General features: G+C 69.3%; 23 protein-coding genes. 22 read left to right on the top strand and 1 reads right to left on the bottom strand.

The genetic code is table 11. The annotated features are described in order from the left end of the window. Positions 1-25: 25 nt before the first annotated feature. From ffh to ACOCEP_RS00695, 17 genes are all read left to right on the top strand, one after another. Entirely contained in the window at positions 26-1,561 is a 1,536-nt protein-coding gene (gene ffh / locus ACOCEP_RS00775) for a signal recognition particle protein (protein ID WP_192740946.1), read from the top strand. Between the two features lie 3 nt (positions 1,562-1,564). After that, positions 1,565-2,638, top strand: a complete 1,074-nt coding sequence (locus tag ACOCEP_RS00770) for an amidohydrolase family protein (protein ID WP_482335265.1) — start codon at positions 1,565-1,567, stop codon at positions 2,636-2,638. A gap of 129 nt (positions 2,639-2,767) precedes the next feature. Continuing rightward, positions 2,768-3,517, top strand: coding sequence for a CPBP family intramembrane glutamic endopeptidase (locus ACOCEP_RS00765; protein WP_482339526.1), 750 nt, complete (start codon positions 2,768-2,770; stop codon positions 3,515-3,517). Positions 3,518-3,575: 58 nt separating this feature from the next. After that, the gene (locus tag ACOCEP_RS00760; protein WP_482335264.1) at positions 3,576-4,394 is read left to right on the top strand and encodes a CPBP family intramembrane glutamic endopeptidase; all 819 of its coding nucleotides are present in this window, start codon (positions 3,576-3,578) and stop codon (positions 4,392-4,394) included. Positions 4,395-4,551: 157 nt separating this feature from the next. Beyond that, positions 4,552-4,998 (top strand): 30S ribosomal protein S16, encoded by a 447-nt coding sequence (rpsP, locus tag ACOCEP_RS00755; protein ID WP_037342314.1) that lies wholly within the window; start codon positions 4,552-4,554, stop codon positions 4,996-4,998. Continuing rightward, positions 4,995-5,234, top strand: coding sequence for an RNA-binding protein (locus tag ACOCEP_RS00750; RefSeq protein WP_003103110.1), 240 nt, complete (start codon positions 4,995-4,997; stop codon positions 5,232-5,234). Before rpsP ends, ACOCEP_RS00750 begins: the two co-directional genes overlap by 4 nt. Positions 5,235-5,250: 16 nt before the next feature. After that, positions 5,251-5,763: a ribosome maturation factor RimM gene (gene rimM, locus ACOCEP_RS00745; protein WP_482335263.1), complete on the top strand. Its 513-nt coding sequence runs from the start codon at positions 5,251-5,253 to the stop codon at positions 5,761-5,763. After that, positions 5,763-6,527: a tRNA (guanosine(37)-N1)-methyltransferase TrmD gene (gene trmD, locus ACOCEP_RS00740; RefSeq protein ID WP_482335262.1), complete on the top strand. Its 765-nt coding sequence runs from the start codon at positions 5,763-5,765 to the stop codon at positions 6,525-6,527. The genes rimM and trmD overlap by 1 nt, the downstream gene beginning before the upstream one ends. 160 nt (positions 6,528-6,687) lie before the next feature. Continuing rightward, positions 6,688-7,056, top strand: a complete 369-nt coding sequence (gene rplS, locus ACOCEP_RS00735; protein WP_482335261.1) for a 50S ribosomal protein L19 — start codon at positions 6,688-6,690, stop codon at positions 7,054-7,056. A 31-nt stretch (positions 7,057-7,087) separates the two neighbouring features. After that, positions 7,088-8,038, top strand: coding sequence for a signal peptidase I (gene lepB, locus ACOCEP_RS00730; RefSeq protein WP_482335260.1), 951 nt, complete (start codon positions 7,088-7,090; stop codon positions 8,036-8,038). A 58-nt stretch (positions 8,039-8,096) separates the two neighbouring features. Then, positions 8,097-8,876 carry a ribonuclease HII gene (locus ACOCEP_RS00725; protein WP_482339525.1) on the top strand — a complete coding sequence of 260 codons (780 nt, stop codon included), beginning with the start codon at positions 8,097-8,099 and terminating at the stop codon, positions 8,874-8,876. Continuing rightward, positions 8,873-9,196, top strand: coding sequence for a DUF2469 domain-containing protein (locus ACOCEP_RS00720; protein WP_003096226.1), 324 nt, complete (start codon positions 8,873-8,875; stop codon positions 9,194-9,196). Before ACOCEP_RS00725 ends, ACOCEP_RS00720 begins: the two co-directional genes overlap by 4 nt. Positions 9,197-9,427: 231 nt before the next feature. Next, complete coding sequence (locus tag ACOCEP_RS00715; protein WP_482335259.1) at positions 9,428-9,814, top strand: YraN family protein; 387 nt, start codon at positions 9,428-9,430, stop codon at positions 9,812-9,814. Further along, entirely contained in the window at positions 9,815-11,326 is a 1,512-nt protein-coding gene (locus ACOCEP_RS00710) for a YifB family Mg chelatase-like AAA ATPase (RefSeq protein WP_482335258.1), read from the top strand. After that, on the top strand, positions 11,323-12,462 hold the full coding sequence (gene dprA, locus ACOCEP_RS00705) for a DNA-processing protein DprA (protein ID WP_482335257.1): 1,140 nt from the start codon (positions 11,323-11,325) through the stop codon (positions 12,460-12,462). Before ACOCEP_RS00710 ends, dprA begins: the two co-directional genes overlap by 4 nt. A 105-nt stretch (positions 12,463-12,567) precedes the next feature. Beyond that, on the top strand, positions 12,568-13,563 hold the full coding sequence (locus ACOCEP_RS00700; RefSeq protein WP_482335256.1) for a tyrosine recombinase XerC: 996 nt from the start codon (positions 12,568-12,570) through the stop codon (positions 13,561-13,563). 107 nt (positions 13,564-13,670) lie between these two features. Beyond that, the gene (locus ACOCEP_RS00695; protein ID WP_126733408.1) at positions 13,671-14,519 is read left to right on the top strand and encodes a FliA/WhiG family RNA polymerase sigma factor; all 849 of its coding nucleotides are present in this window, start codon (positions 13,671-13,673) and stop codon (positions 14,517-14,519) included. Positions 14,520-15,060: 541 nt separating this feature from the next. On the opposite strand, the gene ACOCEP_RS00690 is transcribed toward ACOCEP_RS00695, so the two are convergent. Then, complete coding sequence (locus tag ACOCEP_RS00690; RefSeq protein WP_482335255.1) at positions 15,061-15,666, bottom strand: murein hydrolase activator EnvC family protein; 606 nt, start codon at positions 15,664-15,666, stop codon at positions 15,061-15,063. A gap of 380 nt (positions 15,667-16,046) precedes the next feature. On the opposite strand from ACOCEP_RS00690, the gene rpsB reads away from it, so the two are divergent. The 5 genes from rpsB (at position 16,047) to ACOCEP_RS00665 (ending at position 20,177) form a co-directional block, all read left to right on the top strand. Continuing rightward, a complete protein-coding gene (rpsB, locus tag ACOCEP_RS00685; RefSeq protein WP_034310929.1) occupies positions 16,047-16,919 on the top strand; it encodes a 30S ribosomal protein S2 in 873 nt (290 codons plus the stop codon). A gap of 92 nt (positions 16,920-17,011) precedes the next feature. After that, positions 17,012-17,836, top strand: coding sequence for a translation elongation factor Ts (tsf, locus tag ACOCEP_RS00680; protein ID WP_378368585.1), 825 nt, complete (start codon positions 17,012-17,014; stop codon positions 17,834-17,836). A gap of 92 nt (positions 17,837-17,928) precedes the next feature. Then, positions 17,929-18,672, top strand: coding sequence for a UMP kinase (pyrH, locus tag ACOCEP_RS00675; RefSeq protein WP_005154669.1), 744 nt, complete (start codon positions 17,929-17,931; stop codon positions 18,670-18,672). A 51-nt stretch (positions 18,673-18,723) separates the two neighbouring features. Further along, entirely contained in the window at positions 18,724-19,281 is a 558-nt protein-coding gene (gene frr / locus ACOCEP_RS00670; RefSeq protein ID WP_034310934.1) for a ribosome recycling factor, read from the top strand. Further along, positions 19,281-20,177, top strand: a complete 897-nt coding sequence (locus ACOCEP_RS00665) for a phosphatidate cytidylyltransferase (protein WP_482335254.1) — start codon at positions 19,281-19,283, stop codon at positions 20,175-20,177. The genes frr and ACOCEP_RS00665 overlap by 1 nt, the downstream gene beginning before the upstream one ends. The last annotated feature ends 26 nt before the right edge of the window (positions 20,178-20,203 follow it).

Raw genomic sequence — 20,203 nt, 5'->3', positions numbered from 1 at the left:
CGACCCAGCTGGAGCGTGCACACCCGTGTTCGACACCCTCTCCGATCGGCTCACGTCCGCCCTGCAGACCCTGTCTCGCAAGGGCAGGCTCTCCGACGCCGACATCGACGCCACCGCGCGCGAGATCCGGATCGCGCTGCTCGAGGCGGATGTCGCGCTGTCGGTGGTCAAGGACTTCATCGCCCGGATCAAGGAGCGCGCCAAGGGTGCCGAGGTGCACGGCGCGCTGAACCCGGCGCAGCAGGTCATCAAGATCGTCAACGAGGAACTCGTCACCATCCTCGGCGGCGAGACCAGGCGGCTCACGTTCGCGAAGAACCCGCCGACGGTCATCATGCTCGCGGGTCTGCAGGGTGCCGGTAAGACGACGCTCGCCGGCAAGCTCGCGATGTGGCTGAAGAAGCAGGGCCACGCGCCGATGCTGGTCGCCTGTGACCTCCAGCGCCCCAACGCCGTCACGCAGCTGCAGGTCGTCGGAGAGCGGGCCGGGGTCGCGGTCTTCGCGCCCGAGCCCGGCAACGGCGTCGGCGACCCGGTCGACGTCGCCCGCCGCGCCATCGACGAGGCCAAGCGTGCCCAGCACGACATCGTCCTGGTCGACACCGCCGGCCGTCTCGGCGTCGACGAAGAGCTGATGAAGCAGGCCGCGGACATCCGCGACGCCGTCTCGCCGGACGAGACGCTGTTCGTCGTCGACGCGATGATCGGTCAGGACGCGGTCACCACGGCCGAGGCGTTCCGCGACGGCGTCGGCTTCACCGGTGTCGTGCTCACCAAGCTCGACGGTGACGCCCGCGGTGGTGCCGCGCTGTCGGTCCGCCAGGTCACCGGCCAGCCGATCCTGTTCGCCTCCAACGGCGAGAAGCTCGAGGACTTCGACCTCTTCCACCCGGACCGGATGGCCAGCCGGATCCTCGGCATGGGTGACGTGCTCAGCCTCATCGAGCAGGCCGAGCAGCACTTCGACCAGGAGAAGGCCGAGCAGACCGCCGCCAAGCTCGGCAGCGGCCAGCTCACCCTCGAAGACTTCCTCGAGCAGATGCTCGCGGTCCGCAAGATGGGCCCGATCGGCAACCTGCTCGGCATGCTGCCCGGCGCCGGGCAGATGAAGGACCAGCTCTCGCAGGTCGACGACAAGCAGCTCGACAAGCTGCAGGCGATCATCCGCGGCATGACCCCGGCCGAGCGCGCCGACCCGAAGATCATCAACGCCTCGCGCCGGGTCCGGATCTCGAAGGGTTCCGGTGTCGCCGTCCGCGACGTCAACGACCTGGTCAACCGGTTCTTCGAAGCGCGCAAGATGATGGCGCAGATGGCGGGCCGGTTCGGCTTCGGCGGCGGAGGCGGCGGCAGCAAGAACCGCAAGGGCAAAAAGGGGAAGAAGGGCAAGGGGCGCGGCCCGACGCAGCCCAAGGTCCGTGGCGGCTTCCCCGGCGGCATGCCGATGCTGCCCCCGGGTGGCGGCATGCCCGGCGGGATGCCCGACCTTTCGCAGCTCGGCGGCATGAACGACGTACCCGGGTTCGACCCGAAGAAGTTCAAGCTGCCGAAGGACAAGTAGCCCGTGGAGGCGCTGCACCTGGCCGGCGTCGTCCTGCCGGACGGCGAACACCGCGAGCTGTGGGTCACCGGCGGCCGGATCACGACCGAACCGGTGGCCGGGGCGGAAACCGTTGTCCGGGAAGGCTTTCTGGTCCCCGGGCTGGTCGACGCGCACTGCCATCCCGGGATCGGGGTCGGCGGCGCGACCACGCTCGAAGAGGCGGCCGAGCAGGCGATCACCGATCGCGACGCCGGGACGCTGCTGATCCGCGACTGCGGGCTGCCGATCGACGTCCGGCCGTTGCAGGAGCGGGCCGATCTGCCGCGGATCATCCGCGCCGGACGGCACCTCGCCCTGCGCAAGCGCTACATCCCCGGCCTCGGGATCGAACTCGAAGACCCTTCGGAGCTGCCGAAGGCGGTCGCCGAGCAGGCCCGTGACGGTGACGGCTGGGTCAAACTCGTCGGCGACTGGATCGACCGGGGAGCCGGCGACCTCGCGCCGCTCTGGCCCGACGACGTCCTCGCCGAGGCCATCGCCGCCGCGCACGCCGAGGGCGCCAAGGTGACGGCGCACGTGTTCGGCCAAGCCGCGTTGCCCGGTCTCATCGACGCGGGGATCGACTGCCTCGAACACGGCACGGAGCTTTCGGCGGACCAGCTGGGCGTCCTCGCCGAACGTGGGATCGCGCTCGTGCCGACCCTGATCAACATCGAGAACTTCCCCGGTATCGCGGACAAGGCGGGCAAGTACCCGGTGTACGCGGACCACATGCGGGCGCTGCACGCCGGCGTGGGGGAGATGGTCTCGACGGCGATCGAGGCGGGTGTCCAGGTCTACGCGGGAAGCGACGCGGGCGGCCTGGTCGAGCACGGCAGGCTCGTCGACGAGATCGAGGCACTGCACAAGGCGGGCATGTCGGCGGAACAGGCGCTGGCTTCGGCTTCGTGGGCGGCTCGCGACTGGCTCGGCGTGCCGGGAATCGCCGACGGCGCTTCGGCCGATCTGCTCGTCTACCCGTCCGACCCGCGTGAGGATCTCGCGGTGCTGCGGCATCCGAGCCATATCGTGCTGCGTGGCAAGATCTACGCCTAGCCGAAGGGGACTTTCCCCTCATCCCATGAGGTGAAGGGCGCTTTCGTCGCATCGCATGCGGGTAAGGCGTCCTTCGGCTCCTGACCCGACTCCACCAGTGACCGGAGCGGCACTTAGCGTGGAGGCGTGGTGGACGACGGGCAGGCTCGCGAGCGTTTGGTGCTCGGAGCGCACTGGGGCTTCGTGGCGTTCTTCGCGGGCATCGCCGGATACCACCTCGTCACGCTCGTCATGAGCTTCCTGATGTCAGGCCGCTTCGGCGGCTACGACCCGCTCGAACTCCGTGACGTCGGCCCGCTGCTGATCCTCGCGTTCCTGCCCACCCTCGTGCTCGGACTCGGTCCGGCGGTCGGCTCCCGCGTGTGGGGGCAAGGACTTCGCGCGGACTTCGGCCTCAAGCCCACCTGGCGCGACGTCCGGATCGGGCTCGCCTGCGGAGCCGCCGCGCTCGCCGCCGGTTACCTCCTCAACCTGCTCCTGCTCGCCGTCTACGGGACCGACAGCGACGACCGGACCTTCTCCGACGTCTCGCCCGGCCCGATCACCGAACTGTCGGGCACCGCCGACGGCGACACGATCTGGCTGGTGCTGGCCGCGGTCATCGTCGTCCTCGCCGCCCCGGTCACCGAAGAGCTGCTCTTCCGCGGCACGCTGTGGAACGCCATGGGCTTCCACCGCCTGCCCTCGTGGGTGATCCTGCTGGTCACCGCGCTGATGTTCGCCCAGTTGCACGGCGAGGCAGCGCGCACGATCGCGTTGTTCGGCCAGGGCATCGCCATCGGTCTCGCCCGCTATCTCTCCGGCCGGGTGAGCGCGTCCGTGATCGCGCACGCCGCCAACAACCTCCCACCGGCTGTATTGCTCTTCGCGGCGAGGTGATCGCCGGTCCAGGCGGCTAGAGTCTTTGAGTAACCGAACGATCACCGGAGGGATCGGCGTGACCGTATCTCAGCCCAGGGAGCCGATCCCCGAGGCCGCGCCGCCGGATGAGCTCACCGAAGAAGTCACGACCGGAGGTGAGGTGGCCGCGCCCGGCACACCGCCGCCGCATCGCTGGGGATTCGGGGCCTTCCTCCTGGTGGAAGCCGTCCTGCTGGCGTCGGCGGCGTTCATCAGCGTCCTGCTCGGCGACGTCCAGCCCGGTCAGCCCCTGCCGATGCGCATGGTGCTGCTGGGCACCATGGTGCCGACGATGATCGCCGCCGGCGTCGCGCTCCTGATCACCCGCCTGCGCGGCAACGGTCCCTTCACCGACCTGCGGATCGGCTGGAGCTGGGCCGACGTCAAGGTCGGCCTCAAACTCGGCGTGCTCGGCCTCGGGTTCACCTCGCTCGCCGCGTGGGCCTGGACGCAGATCGTCGGCAACGAGAACGCGACCTCGGCCATCAGCGCGCTCGTCGAGGACCGGCGGATGTCGGTCTCGGCGGCCGTCGTCATGTTCATCTACCTGTGGCTGGTCGGGCCGATCTGCGAGGAGATCATCTACCGCGGCCTCCTGTGGGGCGCGGTCGAGCGCTTGACCTGGCGCACCGAACGCTGGGGGAGGATCGCGGCTTTCCTGGTCTCCACGGCGGTGTTCGCGGCGAGCCACCTCGAACCGCTGCGCACCACCCTGCTGCTGGTGATCGCGATCCCGATCGGGCTGGCCAGGGTGTTCACCGGACGGCTGCTCGGCAGCGTGGTCGCCCATCAGGTGAACAACTTCCTCCCGGCCGTGACGATCCTGCTCGCCTCGCTCGGGATAGCCGCGTTCTGACAGCCAATTAGCGTCTGGCAGAATGTACGCTTGCCTGCTTTGGCCGGACCCTCTCACCGCGCCCGAGCTCACCCTTCGGGTGTGCGCAGCCGTGTCCCCACTCGGCTGGCGTGCGCCTTCCACACGCATCAGAGAGAACTGAGGAGTACCCACACCCGTGGCCGTCAAGATCAAGCTGCAGCGTCTCGGCAAGATCCGTGCGCCGTACTACCGCATCATCGTCGCCGACGCGCGCACCCGCCGTGATGGCAAGGCCATCGAGACGATCGGCAAGTACCACCCCAAGGAAGAGCCGAGCTTCATCGAGGTCGACACCGAGCGGGCCCAGCACTGGCTGTCCGTCGGCGCCCAGCCGACCGAGCCGGTCCAGCGCATCCTCGAGATCACCGGTGACTGGCAGAAGTTCAAGGGCCTGCCCGGCGCCGAGGGCACCCTGAAGGTCGCCGAGCCGAAGCCGTCGAAGCAGGACCTGTTCAACGCCGCGCTCGCGGCCGCCGGTGACTCGGCCTCCGCCGAAGCCACCACGCCGAAGAAGAAGTCCGCCCCGAAGAAGGCCGAGGCCGAGAAGGCCGAAGCCGCCGAGGGTGACAAGGCCGAGGCGTGAGCTTCCTCGCTGACTCCCTCGAGCACCTGGTGCGCGGGATCGTCGACAACCCGGACGAGGTCCGGGTCGAGCTGCTGACCACGCGTCGTGGCCGCACGCTCGAGGTGCACGTGCACCCCGACGATCTCGGCAAGGTGATCGGCCGGGGTGGTCGCACGGCGACCGCCCTGCGCACCGTCATGGGCGGCATCGGTGGCCGCGGCGTCCGCGTGGACGTCGTCGACACCGATCGCTGACCAAGGACTGAACGGGATGGACGTCGTAGTCGGCCGGATCGCCAAGGCGCACGGAATCCGCGGGGAACTCGCGGTCGACGTGCGCACGGACTCGCCGGAACAGCGGTTCGCGGTCGGTTCGGCCGTCACGACGAAGCTGCGTGACGGCAGCAGCAGAGACCTCACCATCGCAGCCGCCCGCGAACACAGCGGGCGGCTGCTGGTGCGTTTCGAAGAGGTGCTGACCAGGGACGTCGCGGAGACCCTCCGCGGCGCGCTGCTGATCGCCGACACCTCGGCGCTGCCGCCGACCGAAGACCCCGACGAGTTCTACGACCACGAACTCGAAGGCCTGCGGGCCGAACTGGCCGACGGCACGGTCGTCGGCAAGGTGCTCGAAATCGTGCACTCGCCCGCCGGCGAGCTGCTGTCGATCGAGCACGACGGCCGCGAGGTGCTGGTGCCGTTCGTGAAGGCGATCGTCCCGGCGGTCGACGTCCCGGGCGGCCGCGTGGTCCTCGACCCGCCGGAAGGCCTGCTGGACGCCTGATGCGCCTCGACGTCGTCACGATCTTCCCCGAATACCTCGACCCGCTCCGCGCCGCGCTGCTCGGGCGCGCGATCGACCGCGGCCTCATCGAGGTCGGCGTGCACGACCTGCGGAACTGGACGCACGACGTCCACCGCGCCGTCGACGACGCGCCGTACGGCGGCGGGCCCGGCATGGTGATGAAACCGCAGATCTGGGGCCCCGCCCTGGACGAGGTCTGCGGCGAGAACACCCGTCTCGTGGTCCCGACCCCGGCCGGACGGCCGTTCACCCAGGCCATGGCCCACCAGTACGCCGCCGAGGAGCACCTGGTGTTCGCGTGCGGCCGCTACGAGGGCATCGACCAGCGGGTGATCGACGACGCCGCGAGGCGGATGCCCGTCGACGAGGTCTCCATCGGCGACTACGTGCTGGTCGGCGGCGAGGCCGCGGTGCTGGTGATGGTCGAGGCCGTCGTCCGGCTGCTGCCCGGCGTCCTCGGCAACGCACGCTCCGCCGAGGAGGACTCCTTCTCCGACGGCCTGCTCGAAGGCCCCAGCTACACCCGGCCTGAGGTCTGGCGCGACCTGGCCGTACCGGACGTCCTGCGCTCGGGAAACCACGCGCTGATCGACCGCTGGCGCCGCGACCAGGCGCTGGAACGCACCGTCCGGCGCAGGCCCGAACTGATCGGGAGGCTGCCGGAAGGTAGTCTCGACAAGCACGATCTCAAGGTCCTCGACCGGTTGGACGAGGGCAGCGACCAGGCCGGGTCAACCACCTGAGACCTGGTCTGCAATACTTGACAGGTTGGCGTGAGTGGACGCGCGGCTTCGCAGCCGGCGCCGTACACCGGAACGCCATCAGCCCCCGGGTAGGTCGCAGTGCCCGACACTGCGCGCCCAAGCTGCACGTAAGCCATACGAAGACGAGGACGGACCACCGATGAACACCCTGGACGCGCTGGACGCGCAGTCACTGCGTTCCGACATCCCGGACTTCCGACCGGGCGACACGCTCAAGGTTCACGTCCGCGTCATCGAGGGCAACCGCGAGCGCAACCAGATCTTCCAGGGCGTCGTGCTGCGTCGCCAGGGCGGCGGCGTCCGCGAGACCTTCACGGTCCGCAAGGTGTCGTTCGGCATCGGCGTGGAGCGCACCTTCCCGGTGCACTCGCCGAACATCGCCGAGGTCGAGGTCTTCAAGCGCGGCGACGTCCGCCGGGCGAAGCTGTACTACCTCCGCGAGCTGCGCGGCAAGGCCGCCAAGATCAAGGAACGCCGCGAAAACCGCGAGACGGCCTCCGCCAAGTAGGTAGCCACTCGGTTACAGGTAACCTGGCGTCGTGGTCGAACCCGTGTCCCAGAACACCTCCGAAGACGAGCCCGATCGCCCCGAAGAGGAGCGCCCCACCCGGGCCTCCCGCCGGGGCCGATCCGGCTCCAAGAAGTTCGGCAAGGTCAACAAGAAGCGGTCGTTCTGGAAGGAACTGCCGATCCTGATCGTCGTCGCGCTCGTGCTGACGATCTTGATCCAGCAGTTCCTCGCCAAGGTCTACATGATCCCCTCGGGGTCGATGGAGACCACGTTGCACGGCTGCGCGGGATGCACGGGCGACCGGATCCTGGTCGACCGGATCACGTACGACTTCACCGATCCCGGCCCGGGCGACGTGGTGGTCTTCAAGGGACCGCCCGCCTGGGTCGGTGAGATCGACACCCCGGAGTCCAGCAACATCTTCGTCACCGGATTCCGCACGCTGGGTTCCCTGATCGGGTTCGCGCCGCCGGACGAGCGTGACTTCGTCAAGCGGATCATCGCGACCCCCGGGCAGACGGTGCAGTGCTGCGATCCCCAGAACCGGGTGATCGTCGACGGCAAGGCACTCGACGAGCCGTACATCCACTGGGAACCAGGTTCGCAGGTGGACGAGAGCGGCAAGCCCTTCCAGGACACGTTCGCGCCGGTCAAGGTGCCTGCCGGGTACGTCTGGGTGATGGGCGACAACCGCAACAACTCGAGCGACTCGCGGCGCCAGGGCGGCGGCGGGGTCAACGGCGCGATCCCGGTCGAGAACATCATCGGCAAGGCACGCGTCATCGTGCTCCCGCCCGGCCGCTGGGGTGGCGTTTCGGACCACAACCCGCAGGCGAACGCCCAGCCGGTGGCGCTCGGTGCGCCCGCTTGGCAGCAGGGTCTTCCCCTCGGCGTGGGGGTCGCCGCCGCGTGGCCCGTGCTCTTCCTCGGCAGGCGGATGTCGGCTGGAGTGCGCAAGGCGGTCGACCGGAGGCGGTAAGGCCTTGAGAGTTCCTGTACCGCTCACACCGGCCGAGCCGCTTCGGCCGCCGCGGGCAGTGGTGCGTGGCGACCTCTTCTGGGGGTTGCAGGGTGCGCTGGACCGGCGGGGCCTCGGGCCCGTCGCCGGAGTCGACGAGGCAGGGCGCGGTGCTTGCGCCGGCCCGCTCGTCGTGGCCGCCTGCGTCCTGCGTCCGGGTGACGCCGCACGTCTTCCCGAGCTCACCGACTCGAAGGTGCTCACGGCCAAGGCTCGCGACCGGGTGTACGACCGGGTCGTCCAGCGTGCCGTCGACTACTCGGTCATCGTCATCCCCGCGGCCGAGATCGACCTGTTCGGCATCCACGTCATGAACCTCGAAGGCATGCGGCGCGCCGTCTCGGCGCTGCGGACCACGCCCGGCTACGTCCTGACCGACGGATTCCGCGTGTCGGGGCTGCCCGCCCCGAGCATCCCGGTGCTCAAGGGCGACAAGGCCGTCGCGTGCGTGGCGGCGGCGTCGGTGCTGGCGAAGGTCACCCGGGACCGGATCATGGGCGACCTGCACGACGTCCACCCGCACTACGGTTTCGACGTGCACAAGGGATACAGCACCACCGACCACAGCGCGGCACTGAACACTCACGGTCCGAGCCCGGTCCATCGCTGGTCGTACACGAACGTGGCCACCGTGGCCGCCGCGCACCGCGTACCACCACCTCATCCGGTGGTGCTGACCGTCGCGGCACTGGAAAACCCGAGCGTGCCGATACGTGCCCTCGGCCCGTACGTGGGTAACAATGAACGCTCCGCCGCTGGAGCAGCAGCAAAATCGCGAGGAGGGGCGCGGATTTCATGAGCGCAGAGGATCTCGAGAAGTACGAGACCGAGATGGAGCTCTCGCTTTACCGCGAGTATCGCGACATAGTCGGCCAATTCTCGTACGTGGTGGAGACCGAGCGGCGGTTCTATCTGGCCAACGCCGTCGACGTGCAGGTGCGCGACGGCGGCGGTGAGGTGTACTTCGAGGTCCGCATGTCCGACGCGTGGGTCTGGGACATGTACCGGCCCGCGCGGTTCGTCAAGCACGTCCGGGTCATCACGTTCAAGGACGTCAACGTCGAAGAACTCGACAAACCGGATCTCCGGCTGCCGGAGGACGGGCCGTTCTCCGGCTGATCTTCGGAAAGCACGTAAAGGCCCCCTTCGTCGCACGAAGGGGGCCTTCACGTATCTCCGGTCCGCCTAGCACAGCCCACCGACGATTCAGGCCGACGACCTCCCGCGACGCCCGAACCATCCACAACACCCCAGTTGTCCACAGGCCGCGAAATCACCTCTGTCCGTCGCCCCCTCACCCTGGCAGCGTTGATCGCACACGCACCGTGACGATCGCTGAGGGGGATCGAGATGACGAGCACGGCCGAACAGCCGTCCGCCGGGGCACCACACATCGAACTGGGCCGATGGGGCGAGGAGCTCGCGGTCCGGCATCTGGAAAAGACGGGTTACGTCGTCCTGAGCCGTAATTGGCGTTGCCGTGACGGCGAGCTGGATCTCATCGCGACCGACACCAAACGCCTCGTCTTCTGCGAGGTGAAGACGAGGACCGGGGTCGGTTTCGGCACGCCCGCCGAGGCGGTGACCCCGGACAAGGCGGACCGCATCCGCCGCCTCGCGTACCAGTGGCAGCGGCGGTTCATGCTCCGCTGGTGCCCCGTCCGCTACGACATCATCGCGATCGTCGCCCGGCCCGACGCCCCGCCCAAGGTGCGGCATATCAAGGCGGCGTTCTGAATGGCGTTGGCGAGGGCCTGGTCCGTCGCGTTGCTCGGCGTCGAGGGCAGGATGATCGAGATCGAGGCCGACATCGGCGGAGGCTCGCCGAAGGTGACGATGGTCGGGCTCCCCGACACCGGGCTGAAAGAGGCCAAGGACAGGGTCCGCTCCGCCGTCCGCAACTCGGGGCGGACCTGGCCGGACGAGCGGGTGATCCTCGGCCTGTCGCCGGCGAACCTGCCGAAGGTGGGATCCGGTTACGACCTGGGGATCGCGGCGGCGATCATGGCCGCGACCGGATCGGTTCCCGCCACGAAGCTGCTGAACACCGTGCTGCTCGGCGAACTGGCCTTGGACGGCCGGGTGCGGGCGGTCCGCGGGGTCCTGCCAGGGCTCCTGGCGGCGCGCAACGCCGGGTACCGGAGAGCCGTCGTCCCCGCCGAGTCCCTGTTCGAAGCCGCTCTCGTGGACGGCCTGGAGGTCGGCGGGGTGGCCCGGCTGAGCGAATTCGTGGACTGGCTCAAAGGCGAGGGGGAGCTCACCCGGCCCGGGCCTTCCGCCGTCCAAGAGCCGCCACAGGTGCCCGACCTCGCGGACGTCGTGGGACAGCCGGAAGCGCGGTGGGCATTGGAGGTGGCCGCGGCGGGCGGGCATCACCTGCTCATGACCGGACCGCCCGGGGTGGGCAAGACGATGCTCGCCAAACGCCTTCCCGGCCTCCTCCCGCGGCTGACCGCCGAAGAGTCGTTGCAGGTCACGGCGATCCATTCGATCGACGGTTCGCTGTCGAGGTCCGCGCCGCTCGTCACCGTCCCGCCGTTCGTCGCGCCGCATCACTCGATCAGCGTGCCCGCCCTGATCGGCGGAGGAAGCGGCCTCGCCGTGCCCGGCGCGATCAGCCGGGCGCACCGGGGGATCCTGTTCCTCGACGAGGTGTGCGAATTCGGCCCGGAACGGCTGGAGTCGCTGCGCACGGTGCTCGAAGAGGGCGAAGTGCGGATCGCGAGGGTCAAGGGCGCCGTGCGGTACCCAGCGCGGTTCCAACTGGTGCTGGCGACCAATCCCTGTCCCTGCGCTCCGGCGAAGGACGCCGACTGCACGTGCTCCGCGACCGTGCGGAGGCGCTACTTGAGCCGGCTCTCCGGGCCATTACTCGATCGGGTGGATCTACGGGTGCGGCTGCGCCCGCTTTCCGCGCTCAGCGCGCACCTGAGCGAGCCACCCGAAGCGTCGGCGGCCGTCCGGGAGCGAGTGCTGGAGGCACGCGAGCGAGCCGGAAAACGCTGGGCGGAACAAGGCTGGCTCACGAACGCCGAGGTGCCCGGCCCGGCACTGCGGCGTGAGTTCGCGCTGCCGTCGCAGGTCACGGCGTTGCTGGACCGTGCGTTGGAGCGAGGCGCGATCACCGCGCGCGGCGCCGATCGCTGCCTTCGCATCGCCTGGACGCTCGCCGATTTGAACGGCGCCGACAAGCCGGAGGCGGATGAGGTCGCTGCTGCCCTGAACTTCCGGGAGAGGTCAGCCGGATGAGTGAACTCGACGCCGAACGCGTCGCCCGCTCGTATCTCCTGCGCGTGGCCGAGCCACCGGCGCCCGCATTGGCGAATTTCGTCGGTGAAATCGGCCCCATCGCCGCCGCGGAACGAGTGAGAAGAGCCGAGTGCCCGCCGAAGGTACGTGACGAGACCGCCGCACGGCGAGCACACGACTACGCCGAGCGGGACCTGGAGCGGGCCGAGGCAGGCGAGGCCCGCCTCGTCATCCCGGAAGACGACGAATGGCCGGCCTGGCCGTTGCTTTCGCTGGCCGTGGCCCAGAGCAGGGGTGTCTCCGGCGTGGCACCTCCGCTGGCGCTGTGGGTACGCGGCCCCGCGAGGCTCGACGAGGCCGTGGACCAGGCGATCGCGATCGTCGGCGCCCGCGCGGCGACCGGGTACGGCGAGCACAACGCGGCCGAGGTGGGCTACCACCTGGCGAGCCGGGGAATCCCGGTGTTCTCGGGGGCGGCGTACGGCATCGACGGCGCGGCCCACCGGGGAGCGCTGAGCGCGGACGGCACGACGGTCGCCCTGCTCGGCTGCGGTGTCGACGTCGGCTATCCGGCCCAGCACGCGACCTTGCTGCGCTCCATCGGGAAGGCCGGCGCCGTGGTCAGCGAGTACCCGCCGGGCACGACACCCGCGAGGCATCGCTTCCTGGTCCGGAACAGGCTCATAGCGGCGCTCACGGAGGGCACCGTCGTGGTCGAGGCGGGCAGGCGCAGTGGCGCGCGGAACACCGCGGGGACGGCCGGAGCGCTGGGCAAGGTCGTGATGGCCATGCCGGGACCGGTGTCCTCGGGGATGTCCGCCGGCTGCCACGCGCTGATCCGTGAAGGCGAAGCCACGCTGGTGACCTCGGTCGACGAGATCCTCGAGACGGCGGGACGGTTCGGGGCGCCGGGAGCGGATCCGTCGAAGCCGCGCCGCCGCACCGATCAGCTCGGGCCGGAAGCACTGCGAGTGCACGACGCGCTGTCCGATCGGTCCGCGAGGCCCGTGGAACGGATCGCCGCCGAGTCGGGCATCCCGGTCGAACGTGTCCGTTCCTTGCTTCCGGCCCTCGAACTCGATGGCTTCGCGGAAAGGGGTGACACAGGGTGGCGAAGACGCGCCGCCAAGACCTGACTGGCCTACACCTGAGACGCCATCCCGGCACGATCCGACCACGGACACCGCATCAGGGTGCGGCGATACTTGACCATCCGCCGTACATCGCGCAGCGTGATCGGCATGCCGTCGACCGAAGGTCCCCACGGCACGGGGAAACGCGCCCGCAGACCCGATCTGCGTGCCGCCCGTGCCGCGCTGCCGGAGCCTGTCCGGAAGCTGATCGACGACTACGAGCGACACCTTTTCCTCGAACGCGGGTTGTCCGCGCACACGGTGCGTGCCTACCTCGGCGACGTGGTGTCGTTGACGGTTTTCGTGGACGGGAACGGTGGCCGGTTCTCCGACCTCGACATCGGGACACTGCGTGGCTGGCTCGCCCGGCAACGCGAGGAAGGTGCGAGCCGGACGACGTTGGCGAGGCGGGCCGCGGCGGCCCGCACCTTCACGGCGTGGGCCCACCGAAAGGGGGCGCTCGCGTCGGATCCGGGTGGGCGGCTGGTGGCGCCCCGCGCGCACCGCAAGCTTCCCGGGGTCCTCCGCGCGGAGCAGGCCAGTGACGTCATGCGCTTCTCAGCCGCCGGTGCCGAACAGCGCGACCCGGTGGCATTGCGGGACAGTGCCATCGTGGAACTGCTCTACGCGACCGGTGTGCGGGTCTCGGAACTGTGCGGGCTGGATGTGGGAGACGTCGACTTCTCCCGCCGGGTGGTGCTCGTGCTGGGCAAGGGCGGCAAGGAACGTGTCGTGCCGTTCGGAGTCCCCGCCGAAGCGGCCTTGCGGGCGTGGCTGGACGAGGGAAGGGGAAAGCTCGCCGTCGAAACGAAAGGACCGGGGGAAGCGGCGCTCTTCCTCGGGGCGCGGGGAGGAAGGCTCGATCCACGGGCGGCCCGTCGCGTCGTCCACGACGCCGTCGGTTCGGTGCCGGGCGCGAACGACATGGGGCCGCACGGCCTGAGGCATTCCGCGGCCACTCATCTCCTCGAAGGCGGCGCTGATCTTCGGAGCGTTCAGGAACTGCTTGGTCACGCTACGCTGGCCACAACGCAGCTCTACACTCATGTGACCGTCGATCGGCTGAAGGCGATCCACGACCGCGCGCACCCCCGGGCCCGATGATGCCGGGGAGAACTCGGCAGGTGACCCGGCGGCCCGGACCGGCGGCGCACGCGCATCCGCACGAGCACGGAGAACACGCTGAGTCGCATGCTGAGAACGGCGGCCCGATGACCGCCGACCCACATGTCACCGAAGCCGCCGGGAAACACCGCCCCGGCGGGGACGGTCCTGCCGTCGCGCCCGAAGCGCGGACCGGCTACGAAGTGGACGCCGGGATCCAGGCGCTGTGGCGGGAGTTCACCGAGTCCCCGGACCAGATCGTGCGGGACAGGCTCGTGTTGCACTACGCCCCGCTCGTCAAGTACGTCGCCGGCCGGGTCGGCACCGGGCTGCCGACCCACGTCGACGTCGGGGACCTGATCCAGTCCGGGATCTTCGGCCTGGTCGACGCGATCGAGAAGTTCGAACCGGCCAGAGGCTTGCGGTTCGAGACCTACGCCATGCAGCGCATCCGGGGCGCGATCCTCGACGACCTGCGCTCCCAGGACTGGGTCCCCAGAGCGGTGCGCAGCAAGGCCCGCGAAGCCGAGCGCGCCCTGGAACGCCTCGGCGCCCGGCTGAACCGCACCCCGACCGACGCCGAACTCGCGGCCGAGCTGGAGATCAGCGTCGACGACCTGCGCGAGTTCTACGGCCAGATGCAGCTCACCAGTGTCATCGCCCTGGAAGACCTGGTCGCCGCGGGCAAGGACAGCGGCTCACTGGTCGACACCCTGCCCGACGACGGCGCCGTCGACCCGGTGGCCGTGCTGGTCGACCAGGACAATCGCCGCCAGCTCGCGCAGGCGATCGCCCAGCTCACCGAGCGCGACCGGATCGTGGTCGGTCTCTACTACTTCGAAAGCCTGACGCTCGCCGAGATCGGCAAGGTCCTCGGCGTCACCGAGTCGCGGGTCAGCCAGCTGCACACCCGCGCCGTCATGCGGTTGCGCGCCAAACTGGTCGAGCAGGCCTAGCCAACGTCCTGCACCGAGAAGCAAGCGTCGCGCCCCGGCTCGCGGGCCCTTCTCTCGTGAATCTCAAGCTCCAGCTGGCACTGGCAACTCGTATGTGCTCAAGCCCGTGTGCCGATGGGAGAAGCCTGTCTCCAGCCGGATCACACGGCGCGGAGTCCGCCCGATGTGTTCGCTCCCCAATCACGCGAGTGCGCTCCTCAATCACGCGAGTTCGGTCTCCGATCACGCGAGTTCCGTGTCTGGACACGTGAATCGCGCCAAACTGCCGCAGGTGCGAAGTCCGCGGAACCACTCCGGGGCACGGCAGCAGCGGGGCACGGCAGCAAAAGGGCACAGCAGCGACCGGGGCACGAAAGCAACCGGGGGCACGAAAGCGACCGGGGGCACGAAAGCAACCGGGGGTACGAAAGCGACCGGGGGCACGAAAGCAACCGGGGGTACGAAAGCGACCGGGGGCACGAAAGCAACACTGCGCCAGGGCGCGAGCAAGCCGCAGACTGCCACGGACCGGCGGGTACCGCGGGCTCCGGCGAATTCCTGCTCAGTCTCCTTCCCAGGGTTTGAGGCGGATCTCGGACGGTTCACCGATCAACGTGAGCGGGTCGACGTACTCCTCGCCCTTCCGGACGCCGAAATGCAGGCACGCCGGCTCCGGGCAGCCCGGGTGGCCCGGAGCGAGTGTTCCCAGCACCTGGCCTCGGTGGACCTGATCACCCGCGGTGACCGTCGGGGCGAGCGGCTGGTAGGTGGTGCGCAGCCCTCCGTCGTGATCGATCGACACCACTCCGCGGCCCGCCACCTGTCCGGCGAACATCACCACGCCCTCGGCGGCCGCGAGCACGTTCGCGCCCGGCGGTGCGGCGAGGTCGACGCCCCGGTGGCCGGGGCCGTACGGCGTCGAGGGCGGCTCGAAGTACCTGGTGACGCTCGGTGCCGGCGAGAGCGGCCAGGAGAGGCGCCCTTGCGGGGAGGGCGCCCCTCTCGCCGTTCCGGGCATCGCCGCGGACGTGAGGATCGCCAGCGCGGTCGCGAGGATCGCGAGGCGAGGTAGGCGCCGGGCGTGCCCTGGGCGGCGGTGCCTGCCGCCGGTGCGGTCGATCGCGAAGGAATGCCTGGTGACGGGGCGGGATGAGGTGGTCGTTGTCATGTGTTCCAGGTTGGGGTCACGGCGTGGCGGGCGGGGCGCGCCGGTGGAATCTGTGGATAACCGAGGTGGTTGTGGACAACCCCTCTCATCAGGGGCTGCCGGTGCGGTACCCGGTGGCGACAGGGAGTAGACTCTTTTGCGCGGTCCGCGGCAGCGGACTGACTTCGCGTGCACGTGCGCGCTCCCGATGGCCGATCTCCTCACGGAGGGTCAGGACAGCGGGGGCACACGGCCCGGCGGTCCCTGGGGTACTTCGCTCCCGGGTCCGGGCCCGAGCATCGGCACCAGGGCGATCGGCCACCCGGCCGAGAGCGACGAACCGAGCAAGCGCGTTCCGGCGGAGCCGGGCGCGCACGACACAGAAGAGGTTGATTCCGGCAATGGCCGTCGTCACCATGAAGCAGCTGCTCGACAGCGGCGTGCACTTCGGGCACCAGACCCGTCGGTGGAACCCGAAGATGAAGCGCTACATCTTCACCGAGCGCAACGGCATCTACATCATCGACCTGCAGCAGACGCTGACCTACATCGACCGTGCGTACGAGTTCATCAAGGAAACCGTCGCGCACGGCGGCACCATCATGTTCGTCGGCACGAAGAAGCAGGCCCAGGAAGCCATCGCGGCCGAGGCCTCGCGCGTGGGCATGCCCTACGTGAACCAGCGCTGGCTCGGCGGCATGCTGACCAACTTCCAGACGGTGCACAAGCGTCTTCTCCGCCTGAAGGAGCTCGAGTCGCAGGAGCAGACCGGCGGCTTCGCCGGCCTGACCAAGCGCGAAATCCTCACGCTCACCCGTGAGAAGGACAAGCTCGAGAAGACCCTCGGCGGTATCCGCGACATGGCCAAGGTGCCGAGCATCGTGTGGATCGTCGACACGAAGAAGGAGCACATCGCCGTCGGCGAGGCTCGCAAGCTGAACATCCCGGTCGTCGCGATCCTGGACACCAACTGCGACCCGGACGAGGTCGACTACCCGATCCCGGGTAACGACGACGCCATCCGTTCGGCCGCGCTGCTGACCAAGGTCGTGGCCGAGGCCGCCGCCGCCGGTCTGATGGCCCGCTCCAGCCGCAACGGTTCCTCCGCCGACGCCAAGCCCGAGGCGGGCGTCGCCACGGACGAGCCGCTGGCCGAGTGGGAGAAGGAGCTGCTCGCCGGCTCCGAGACCGCCGCCGCGGACGCCAAGGAAGCCGCCGCCGCGACCGAGGCCGCCACCGAGGCTCCGGCCGAGCAGGCCACCGCCTCCTCCTGATCCACCAGCCCGTGGGGCCGCCTGGAGGCGGCCCCACGGGTGACTTCCCCAAAAGACTTTCTCGTACCTGAAAAAGGACGGACACACCCACGATGGCGAACTACACCGCCGCAGACGTGAAGCGTCTCCGGGAGCTCACCGGCTCCGGAATGATGAACTGCAAGAAGGCGCTGGAGGAGAACGACGGCGACTTCGACAAGGCCGTCGAGTTCCTGCGCATCAAGGGCGCCAAGGACGTCGGCAAGCGCGCCGAGCGCGCCACCGCCGAGGGCCTCGTCGCCGGTGACGGCGGCGTGCTGATCGAGCTCGACTCCGAGACCGACTTCGTCGCGAAGAACGAGGACTTCCAGGCCCTCGCCGCGAAGATCGTCGAGGTCGCGAAGGCCGAGAAGACCAGCGACGTCGAGAAGCTGAAGGCCGCCTCGCTCGACGGCAAGACCGTCGAAGAGCAGGTCCAGGAGCTGGCCGCCCGCATCGGTGAGAAGCTCGAGCTTCGCCGCGTCGCCGCTTACGAGGGCACCACCACCACGTACCTGCACCGTCGCGGTGCGGACCTCCCGCCCGCCGTCGGCGTGCTCATCGAGTACACCGGTGAGGGCGAGGCCGCCGCCGAGGCCGCCCGTGGCGCCGCCATGCAGGTCGCCGCGCTCAAGGCCAAGTACCTGACCCGTGACGAGGTCCCGGCCGAGGTCGTCGAGAACGAGCGTCGCGTCGCCGAGGCCACCGCCCGCGAAGAGGGCAAGCCGGAGCAGGCCATGCCCAAGATCATCGAGGGCAAGGTCAACGCGTACTACAAGGACAACGTCCTGCTCGAGCAGCCGTCGGTCAAGGACAACAAGAAGACCGTCAAGGCCCTGCTCGACGAGGCCGGCGTGTCCGTGAGCCGGTTCGCCCGGTTCGAGGTCGGCCAGGCCTGATCCAGGCGCGGAACACAAGAATCACCACTGTGCCCCGTCTCCGTCCATCGGGGACGGGGCACAGTCGGGTTCAGAGCATTAGGGAGGGCGACATGGGTGTCCGGGTCGAAGGCGGATACCGGCGGGTGCTGCTGAAGCTGGGCGGCGAGATGTTCGGCGGTGGTTCCATCGGGGTTGATCCGGATGTGGTGCACTCGGTCGCTCAGCAGATCGCCGACGTCGCGCGGACGGGCGTGCAGATCGCCGTCGTGATCGGCGGTGGCAACTACTTCCGCGGCGCGGAGCTGTCGCAGCGCGGCATGGACCGCGACCGCGCGGACTACATGGCGATGCTCGGCACCGTCATGAACTGCCTGGCGTTGCAGGACTTCCTGGAGAAGGAGGGCCTGCCGACCCGCGTGCAAACCGCCATCACCATGGGGCAGGTCGCCGAGCCGTACATCCCGCGCCGCGCCGAGCGTCACCTGGAGAAGGGCCGCGTCGTCATCTTCGGCGCCGGGGTCGGCATGCCGTACTTCTCGACCGACACCGCCGCCGCGCAGCGCGCGCTCGAGCTCGGCTGCGAAGCCGTCTTGATGGCGAAGGCCGTCGATGGCGTCTACACCGCGGACCCGAAGAGCGACCCGACCGCCGAGATGTTCCACGAGATCAGTCACCGCGAGGTGCTGGAACGGGACCTCAAGGTCGCCGACGCCACCGCGTTCAGCCTGTGCATGGACAACAACATGCCGATCATCGTGTTCAATCTGCTCACCGAGGGGAACATCGCCCGTGCGGTCAGTGGTGAGAGGATCGGCACCCTGGTCGACACCCCCGCCGACGGGGTGCCCGCGTAGGCCTGCTCTGATCTTCGCAATCGGTACGCATACACAACAACGGGAGTTGCCGTGATCGACGAGACCCTCCTCGACGCCGAGGAGAAGATGGAAAAAGCGGTGTCCGTCGCCAAGGAGGACCTGTCGTCGGTACGCACCGGCCGGGCCCACCCCGGGATGTTTTCGCGCATTGTCGTCGAGTACTACGGCGCGCCGACCCCGCTGAACCAGATGGCGAGCGTCAACATCCCCGAAGCCCGGATGGCGTTGATCAAGCCGTACGACCAGACCTCGCTCAACGCCATCGAGAAGGCGATCCGCGAGTCGGACCTCGGCGTCAACCCGAGCAACGACGGCAACGTGATCCGCATCGTCATCCCGCAGCTCACCGAGGAGCGCCGCAAGGAGATGGTGAAGGTCGCCAAGGCCAAGGGTGAGGACGCCCGCGTTTCGATCCGCAGCGTCCGCCGCAAGGCCAAGGAAGAGCTCGACCGGATCAAGAAGGACGGCGAGGCGGGCGAGGACGAGGTCGTCCACGCCGAGAAGGAGCTCCAGAACCTCACCGACACCTACAGCCACAAGGTCGACGAGCTGGTGAAACACAAGGAAGCCGAGCTACTCGAGGTCTGATGAGCCAGGTGAGCGAGGAACGCGAGGACCGGGTGGACGACCCGGAACCGGTTCCGGCGGAAAAGCCGGAACCGGCGAAGAAGGTTTCCCGCGCCGGCCGCAACCTGCCCGCCGCGATCGGGGTCGGGCTGCTGCTGGGGGCGGCGATCGTCACGTCCCTGCTCACCGTGCGCTATCTGTTCATCGGCATCATCGCGATCGCCATCGCGGTCGGCACGATCGAGCTGGCCGGGGCACTGAAGCGCGCGGCGGGTATCCGGATCGCGCTGGTCCCGGTGCTCGTCGGCGGTCAGGCGATGATCTGGCTGGCGTGGCCGTACGGCCGCGAAGGCGCGCTGACGGCGTTCGTGCTGACGGTGCTCGTCTGCCTGCTGTGGCGGTTGCCCGGCGGCGCGGACGGCTACCTGCGCGACATCAGCGCGTCGGTCTTCGCCGCCGCGTACATCCCGCTGTTCGGCGCGTTCGCCGCCATGCTCGTCCCGCCGGCGGACGGCGTCGGCCGGGTGCTGGCGTTCATGATCGGTGTGGTCGCTTCGGACACCGGCGGCTACATCGCCGGGGTACTGGGCGGCAAGCATCCGATGGCGCCGAGCATCAGCCCGAAGAAGACCTGGGAAGGGTTCGCCGGTTCGCTCGTGGCCGGTGTGGTCGCCGGCGCGCTGACCCTGAGCCTTCTCCTCGACGGCCATGCTTGGCAGGGTGTGCTGTTCGGCGCGGCGATCGTCTGCACCGCGACGCTGGGCGATCTCGTCGAGTCGCTGATCAAGCGTGACCTCGGCGTCAAGGACATGGGGAACATGCTGCCGGGGCACGGCGGGCTGATGGACCGGCTCGACTCGTTGCTCCCTTCGGCCGTCGTCTCCTGGCTGCTGCTGTCCGCATTCGTGCCTCTTTAGGCCAAGTCCCTGTGACGAGCCGGGCG

Source organism: Amycolatopsis sp. CA-211722, from assembly GCF_056828465.1.
The sequence above is the reverse complement of the archived record's forward strand: the minus strand, read 5'-3'. Positions and strand labels throughout refer to the sequence as shown.